Origin of the sequence: Mycobacterium sp. shizuoka-1 (assembly GCF_002723835.1) — a bacterium.
Classification (GTDB): Bacteria; Actinomycetota; Actinomycetes; order Mycobacteriales; family Mycobacteriaceae; genus Mycobacterium.
Genome location: NZ_BEWG01000022.1, coordinates 82306 through 90235 on the forward strand (window position 1 = coordinate 82306; position 7930 = coordinate 90235).

Annotated in this window: 8 protein-coding genes; 2 read left to right on the top strand and 6 right to left on the bottom strand. The window is 69.7% G+C overall.

The features are described 5' to 3' along the window. Positions 1–50: 50 nt before the first annotated feature. The 5 genes from hemB to MSZK_RS06955 all read right to left on the bottom strand — a co-directional run bounded on the left by hemB (position 51) and on the right by MSZK_RS06955 (position 5445). Positions 51–1031, bottom strand: a complete 981-nt coding sequence (gene hemB, locus MSZK_RS06935; protein ID WP_099246203.1) for a porphobilinogen synthase — start codon at positions 1029–1031, stop codon at positions 51–53. 9 nt (positions 1032–1040) lie between these two features. Beyond that, positions 1041–2702: a bifunctional uroporphyrinogen-III C-methyltransferase/uroporphyrinogen-III synthase gene (locus MSZK_RS06940; protein WP_099246205.1), complete on the bottom strand. Its 1662-nt coding sequence runs from the start codon at positions 2700–2702 to the stop codon at positions 1041–1043. A gap of 15 nt (positions 2703–2717) precedes the next feature. Next, the gene (gene hemC, locus MSZK_RS06945) at positions 2718–3680 is read right to left on the bottom strand and encodes a hydroxymethylbilane synthase (RefSeq protein WP_099246207.1); all 963 of its coding nucleotides are present in this window, start codon (positions 3678–3680) and stop codon (positions 2718–2720) included. Between the two features lie 5 nt (positions 3681–3685). Then, positions 3686–5053 (bottom strand): glutamyl-tRNA reductase, encoded by a 1368-nt coding sequence (locus MSZK_RS06950; protein WP_099246209.1) that lies wholly within the window; start codon positions 5051–5053, stop codon positions 3686–3688. Positions 5054–5160: 107 nt separating this feature from the next. Next, positions 5161–5445: a glutaredoxin family protein gene (locus MSZK_RS06955; RefSeq protein WP_099246211.1), complete on the bottom strand. Its 285-nt coding sequence runs from the start codon at positions 5443–5445 to the stop codon at positions 5161–5163. A gap of 30 nt (positions 5446–5475) precedes the next feature. On the opposite strand from MSZK_RS06955, the gene MSZK_RS06960 reads away from it, so the two are divergent. Next, positions 5476–6411 carry an HAD family phosphatase gene (locus MSZK_RS06960; protein WP_099246213.1) on the top strand — a complete coding sequence of 312 codons (936 nt, stop codon included), beginning with the start codon at positions 5476–5478 and terminating at the stop codon, positions 6409–6411. Between the two features lie 107 nt (positions 6412–6518). Further along, the gene (locus tag MSZK_RS06965) at positions 6519–7025 is read left to right on the top strand and encodes a MaoC family dehydratase N-terminal domain-containing protein (RefSeq protein WP_099246215.1); all 507 of its coding nucleotides are present in this window, start codon (positions 6519–6521) and stop codon (positions 7023–7025) included. Positions 7026–7041: 16 nt separating this feature from the next. Here the strand turns inward: MSZK_RS06965 and MSZK_RS06970 are convergent. After that, on the bottom strand, positions 7042–7930 hold an 889-nt coding region (locus tag MSZK_RS06970; RefSeq protein WP_233211148.1), incomplete at its 5' end, for a lysophospholipid acyltransferase family protein.

A 7930-nucleotide genomic window follows, 5' to 3' on the forward strand; every position in this document is an offset into this window, starting at 1 on the left:
CATGGTTCGCTCCGCAAGCGTCGCTCACGCCGCCACCTCGCAAGCGTCGCTCACGCCAACCAGCCCGCGACGTCGGCAGCCCAGTAGGTCAGCACGATGTCGGCGCCGGCCCGCCGGATGCTGGTCAGCGACTCCAGCGCAGCGGCGCGACCGTCGATCCACCCGTTCGCCGCAGCGGCGCTGATCATCGCGTACTCCCCTGATACCTGGTAGGCAGCAACCGGTACCGGCGAGACGTCGGCGGCCGCGCGCACGATGTCCAGGTAGGCCATGGCGGGTTTGACCATGACGATGTCGGCGCCCTCGTCGAGGTCGAGCGCGATCTCGCGCAACGCTTCCCGGGCGTTGCCGCTGTCCTGCTGGTAGGTCCGCCGATCGCCCTGCAGGCTGGAGCCGACGGCGTCCCGGAACGGGCCGTAGAACGCCGAGGCGAACTTGGCCGCGTACGCGAGGATCAGCACGTCGCTGAACCCGGCCGCATCGAGGCCGTCCCGGATGGCCGCCACCTGACCGTCCATCATGCCGCTGGGCCCGACCACCCGGGCACCCGATTCCGCCTGCGCCACCGCAAGCCTGACGTACTGCGCGTTGGTGGCGTCATTGTCGACTCGGCCGCGGGCGTCGAGCACGCCGCAATGTCCGTGGTCGGTGAACTCGTCGAGGCAGGTGTCGGCCATCAGCACGGTGTCGTCACCGAGGTCCTTGGCCAGGTCGCGCAGGGCCACGTTGAGGATCCCGTCGGGATCCACCCCGCAGGACCCCAGGGCATCCTTGTCCGACTCCTGCGGAACCCCGAACAGCATCAATCCGCCCACGCCGGCTGCCACGGCCTGGTGGGCGGCCTGACGCAACGAATCGCGGGTGTGCTGGTACACCCCCGGCATCGAGGCGATCTCCCGAGGCTCGTCGATCCCGTCGGCGACGAACATGGGCAACACCAAATGCCTTGGCTCCAAGGCTGTTTCGGCGACGAGGCGGCGCAGCGCCGGGGTGGAGCGCAACCTGCGCGGACGTTGTCTAGGAAAGGTCACGCCACGCCCCTAGCGGCGTCGGCTCTTTTTGCGCGGCGGCGGCAACGCGCCCTCGGCACGCAGCCGGGCGGCGTGCTCGGCCAGCGCGTCGACCAGCGGCCCGACCGCGGCCGTCTCGGGCTGGACGTCGACCCGGAGGCCGAACTCGGCGGCGGTCTCCGCGGTCTTCGGGCCGATGCACGCCACGATCGTGCGGGCGTGCGGCTTGCCGGCGATGCCGACCAGATTGCGCACCGTCGAGCTGGAGGTGAAGCACACTGCGTCGAAGCCGCCGGTCTTGATCATCTCGCGCGTCTCGGCCGGCGGCGGCGCCGCGCGCACGGTCCGGTAGGCGGTGACGTCCTCGATCTCCCAGCCACGATCGCGCAGCCCCTCGGCCAGCGTCTCGGTGGCGATGTCGGCGCGCGGCAGCAACACCCGGTTGACCGGATCGAAAATGCTGTCGTACTCCGGGAATTCGTCGAGCAGGCCCAGCGAGGACTGCTCACCGGACGGGACCAGTTCCGGGCTCACCCCGAAAGCACGTACCCGGTCTGCGGTGGACTCACCCACGCAGGCGATCTTCACGCCGGAGAACGCCCGGGCGTCCAGACCGAACTCGCCGAACTTCTCCCACACCGCGCGCACCGCGTTGGTCGAGGTGAACACCACCCACTGGTAGCGGCCGTCGACCAAACCCTTGACGGCCCTTTCCATCTGGGCCGGGCTGCGGGGCGGCTCGACGGCGATGGTGGGCACCTCGATGGGCAGCGCACCATGGCCGACCAGCTTCTCGCTCATCTCGCCGGCCTGGTCCTTGGTCCGCGGCACCAGCACGGTCCAGCCGTACAGCGCCCGGCTCTCCCACCAGTTCAGCTTCGCCCGGTGCGCCACCGTCTTGCCGATGGTGGCCACCAGGGTGCCGGTGAGCGGACCGGCCGGATCACTGTTGCAGGCCAGCGTCGCGCGATCGATCAGCCCGTGCAGCGTGGTCTCGACCGACCGCTGGGCACAGGTGGTGCCGTTGGAGGTGACCACACAGGGGGTCGTCTCGGCCAGGCCGTACTCGATCAGGGTGCGGGCGGCCTCGGGCAGGTGTGAGGCGCTCGCGGTCAGGATCAGCGGGCCGGGAGCGGCGGCCAGCGCCGCCCAGTCGACCTCGCCGCGCACGTCGGCGACGGTGTGCGCGGAGCCCAGCGGCAGACCGGCATAGGTCGGCACCGCGCTGGTGGCGGGCAGGCCGGGCACGATCTCGAATTCGGCGTGCGCCCGGGCCACCGCGTTCACCTCGGTGATGACCGAGTCGATCGACAGCGGATCGCCGGCGATCAGGCGCACCACGTCGAAACCAGCCTTGGCCTCGGCGACCAGCGTCTTGGCGACCTCGGCCGGATCACCCAGGGCGGGACGGATGTCGGGGCCGACGGAGACGACCGGCGGAGCGGTCTCGTCGTGGCCGTCGGCGGGGGCGCCGTCCGGCGCCGGGGCCGGGCCGACGGCGGGCGGCAGATCGGTGCCGACCACACCCAGCACGGCCTGCGGCACGTCCGGGTCGGTGAACACCAGGGCGGCGTTGGCCAAGACGGTGCGAGCGCGTGTCGTCAGCAGATTGGGGTCACCGGGACCCGAGCCGACGAACGTGATGTGTCCCGGCTTCGCCTTACGTCCCCGACCGCTCACCTGACCAGTCATCGCTTCACTCCCGCTCTACCGCTCTAATTGCGGAGTCTGTACCGACATGACCTCGCGCGCACCGAGCTCGAACAACTCCGCGGCCACCGCGAGCCCGAGCTCTGCGGACCGGCCGGGGGCGCCGATACCGGACGCACGAATCACGTCGGATCCGTCTGCCGCCGCCACGCATGCGCGCAGTGACAGCTCGTCGAAGACGCGGCCGTCGTCATCGATGGACTCGACCACTTCGGCGATCGCGCCCACCGGTGCGGAACAGCCCGCCTCCAGTTCGGCCAGCAGGGTTCGCTCGGCAGTGACCGCGGCGCGGGTGTCGGGATCGTCCAGCTCTCCCAACAGCGCCACGAGCTCGGTGTCGCCGGCGCGGCACTCGACCGCGAGCGCACCTTGAGCCGGCGCTGGCAACATCTGCACCGGCTCCAGCGTCTCGGTGACATCGCCGAGTCGTCCGAGGCGGGCCAGGCCCGCCCGGGCAACCACGATGGCGTCGAGATCACCACTGCTTACCCTGTTCAACCTGGTATCTAGGTTGCCTCTTAGGGGGCGGATTTCCAAACCGAGACCCAGTGCTCTAAGCTGTGCCGCCCGTCGCACAGAGCTCGTGCCGATCACCGAGCCCGCCGGCAACTCCCCCAGCACCAGGCCGTCGCGGGCCACCAACGCGTCGCGGGCGTCCTCCCGGCGCGGGATCGCGGCGATCACGAAGCGGGCGTCGGGAGCAGTCGGCAAATCCTTGTACGAGTGCACGGCCATGTCGACGCGGCCGTCGGCGATCGCCTCGCGCAGCGCGGCGGTGAAGACTCCCACCCCGATCTCGGCGACGGGCGCGTCCGAGCGATCACCCTCGGTGCTGATGATGACCAGTTCGGCGCGCTGCCCGCGCTCGACGAGTTGGTCTCTGATGGTCCCGGCCTGGGTGGTCGCCAGCAGGCTACCCCGGGTGCCGATCCGGATTACCGAGTCGCTACTGCCGGCCAACCGTGCTACCCGGCACCGTCGGCTCGGCCTTGGTCGAACTCCGTTGCCGGCAGAGGCAATTCACCTGCGGCAACGGCGTCGACGGCCTGCGGATCGAGTTCGAACAGTTCCCGCAACGCCTCGGCATAGCTGTCCCCACCCGGGGCGCTGGCCAGCTGCTTGACCCGCACGGTCGGGGCGTGCAGCAGCTTGTCGACCACCCGGCGGACCGTGCGGGCGACCTCGTCGCGCTGGGCGTCATCCAGGCCCGGCAGCCGGTTGTCCAGCCGCAACAACTCGGCCTCGACGACGTCGGCGGCGCGCTGACGAAGGGCGGTGACGGTCGGGGTGACCTCCGACATCCGCTGCCCGGCGAGGTAACTGGCAACCTCGGTGGCGACGATCTGGCGGGCGGCTTCGGCGTCGGTGGCCGCGGCCCGGGCCGACGGCTCGCGCTGGACCCGGTCCATGTCGATGACCGACACACCGGGCAGCCCGGCCACCGCGGGGTCGATGTCGCGGGGCATCCCGAGGTCGCAGAGCACCAGCTCAGCGGCGGTCTCGGCGCGGCGGGCGCTGGCCAGTGCGTGGTGCACGTCGGCCAGCGAGACCACCGGACGGACCGCCCCGGTACAGCTGACCACCACGTCGGCGGCGGCCAGCGCGATCGGCAACTGGTCGAGGGTCAGCGCCTGCGCGGTAGCCCCCTGCGCGCGGATGTTCTCGGCGAGGCGCTCGGCGCGCGGCAGCGAGCGGTTGACGACGTCGATGTGGGTGATACCGGCGCGCAGCAGGTGCGCGACCGAAAGGCCGCCCATCGACCCGGCGCCGACGACGGTGGCGGTGCGCCCGCCCAGCCCGGTCAACCGCGAACCCGCGATGTCCAGGGCGACGGACACCACGCTGGCGCCGGCGGCGTCGATCGCCGTCTCGGAGTGCACGCGCTTGCCCACCGACAGCGCGCGCTGGGCCAGGTCGTGCAGGACCCGGCCGACGGTCTTGTTGTTCTCAGCGGTGGCGTAGGCGCGACGGACCTGGCCGAGCACCTGCTGCTCGCCGATCACCGCGCTGTCCAGGCCGCTGGCGACGGCGAACAGGTGCTCGACGGCGGCCTCGCTGTAGCGGACGTAGGCGTACTTGGTCAGATCGCCCATCGACATCCCGGAGTGCTCGGCCAGCACCTGGCCGATCGCCGACAGTCCGCCGTGGAAGGCGTCGACCACCGCGTAGACCTCGACCCGGTTGCAGGTAGACAGCACCATGGCCTCGGTCACCAGCGGCGACTGCAACATCCGATCGATGATCTTGAGCTGGTCGGATTCATCGGTGGACAGCTGCTCGAGCACCGAAACCGGAGCGCTCCGATGCGAAACTCCGAACAGCAGCACGCTCACGGCACGATCACCTGGCCCGCTCCCTCGCTGTCACGGAATGCTCCGTTAGTGAAACTTACTTCCACGGTAAACGCTGCGCAGGCGGCTGGCCAAATTCCGGCGGTCGTTCATGCCTCGTCGTCGATGGCCGTGCGGCCGAGGGCGAGATCGCTTCGCAACCTCGGCACGTCGACGTCCCAGTAACTGTGCTCGCGGCCGTCGAGCAACACGACCGGCAGCCGGTCGCCGAATTCGGCTCTGCGCGTGGCGTCGCCGGCGGCGGCCGCGGCGTCGACATCGGTGGCGGACAGCTCGAAGTCGAGCTCGGCGGCCAGCTCCTCCAGCCGGTGGTAGACCTGCTGGCAGATGCTGCATCCGGCTCGGGTCAACAGCTCGACGTGTGCGCGGCTCACCCGAGCAAGTGTCGCAGTTAGGGTTAGGACATGGGGCCCGGGGACCACGACCAGGAGCAGGCGGGTGACGCCAGCGCCGAACGGGCCGTCGACGAGTTGGTCGCCGAGCAGGCCAGCGCCGTCGCCCGCGACGCCAGCATCGCCGCGCGGCGCGAGCCAGGCCCGCCGGTGACCGAGCCGCCGCCACCGCCGCCCGCCGATCTCACCGCGGCGGCCTTCTTCGACGTGGACAACACCCTGGTACAGGGCTCGTCGCTGGTGCACTTCGGGCGCGGTCTGGCCGCGCGTAAGTACTTCACCTACGCCGACATGGCCAAGTTCATCTACGCGCAGGCCAAGTTCCAGCTCACCGGCCGGGAGAACAGCGACGACGTCGCCGAGGGCAGACGCAAGGCGCTGGCCTTCATCGAGGGCCGCTCGACCGCCGAGCTGATCGCGGTCGGCGAGGAGATCTACGACGACATCATCGCCGACAAGATCTGGCCGGGCACCCGGGCGCTGGCCCAGATGCACCTGGATGCCGGCCAGCAGGTGTGGCTGGTCACCGCCACGCCCTTCGAGTTGGCCGACACCATCGCCCGGCGACTGGGCTTCACCGGGGCGCTGGGGACCGTCGCGGAGTCCGAGAACGGGGTGTTCACCGGCCGGCTGGTCGGCGACATCCTGCACGGGGTCGGTAAGGCGCACGCGGTGCGGCAGCTCGCCGTCCGCGAGGGGCTCAACCTCAAGCGCTGCACCGCCTACTCCGACAGCTACAACGACGTGCCCATGCTGTCGTTGGTCGGCACGGCGGTCGCCATCAATCCCGACGCCGACCTGCGCGAGCTGGCGCGCGAACGGGGCTGGGAGATCCGCGATTTCCGGACCGCGCGCAAGGCGGCCCGCATCGGGGTGCCCTCGGCGCTGGCGCTCGGCGCGATCGGCGGGGCACTCGCCGCGGCCGTGTCACGCCGGCACGAGCACTGATCGCCGGCCCCGAGTGTGGGCCCTGTGCACGCGTAACGACCGAAATCGGTGCACACCGCCCACAGTCGACGGCGAGGGCACCGGATAGCCGCTGATAGGCTCCCCGGGTGTCAATCGCCAGCGACATCATCGGAACCCACTACCGCTATCCGGACTACTACCTGGTCGGCCGGGAGAAGATCCGCGAGTACGCCAAGGCGATCCAGTCCGACGACCCGCTGCACTACAGCGAGGAGGCGGCCCGTGCCGCCGGCTACCGCGACGTGGTGGCGCCACTGACGTTCATCGCGATCCCGGGCCGCCAGGTGCAGCTGGACATCTTCCGCAACTTCGACGTCGGCATCAATATCGCCCGGGTCATTCATCGCGATCAGAAAATCCTTTTTCACCGGCCGATCGTGGCGGGCGACAAATTGTTCTTCGATTCGTGGCTGGATTCGGTGATCGAATCGCACGGCACGGTGATCAGTGAATTGCGCAGCGAAGTCACCGACGAAGAAGGTCAACCGGTGATGACCACAGTCGTCACCATGATCGGCGAAGCCGGCGGCGACGAGGAAACCAACGCTCAGGTCGCGGCGATCGCCGCGGCGGCACTGGGCAGGCAAACCTAGCGCTGACCCGGGCCGCTCAGCCCAAGAACGTGTTGCGGCGCTTGGTCAGCAACTGGTACAGCGTCTGCTGGATGGTCTCGCGCACCTGATCGGTGAGGTCGAAGGTGACCATCGGGTCGTCGGCCGCGGTGTCGTCGTAGTCGGCCGTCTCGATCGGCTCACCGAACGCGATGTGCCACTTGGACGGAAGTGGCATCAGCCCGGCCGGGCCGGCCAGCGGGAACAGCGGGGTGATCGGGAAGTACGGCAGCCCCAGCACCCGTGCGAGCAGCTTGACGTCGGCGATCATCGGATAGATCTCCTCGGACCCGACGATCGAGCACGGGATGATCGGCGCCTTGGTGCGCAGCGCCGCCGAGACGAACCCGCCGCGGCCGAACCGCTGCAGCTTGTAACGATCCCGGAAGTGCTTGCCCAGGCCCTTGTAGCCCTCGGGGAACACCGCGGTCAGCTCGCCGCCGACCAGCAGCCGGTGGGCATCGACGGTGGAGGCCATCGTGTGGCCTGCCTTGCGAGCGATCGGGCCCATCATCGGCATGTCGAAGACCATGTCGGCGGCCAGCAACCGCAGGTCCCGGTTCTTCGGGTGGTGGTCGTGCACCGCGACCGACAGCATCAGCCCGTCGAAGGGCAACGTCCCGGCGTGGTTGGCCACCACCAGGCCGGCCCCGTCTTCGGGCAGGTTCTCGATACCGCTGACCTCGACCCGGAACCAATTCTGGAAGAAGAAGCGCAGCAAAGGCAGGACGAGTGCGTTGTTGAACATCGGATCGAAGCCGAATTCATCGACCTGGTAATCGCCGGCCAGCCGTTTGGACACGAAATCGGCGATCGCCGAAATGCGTTGCGCCAGTTCGTTGGGGGCGTCGCCGGAATCACCGGCGACGCTCGCGCCGCGGCGCGCG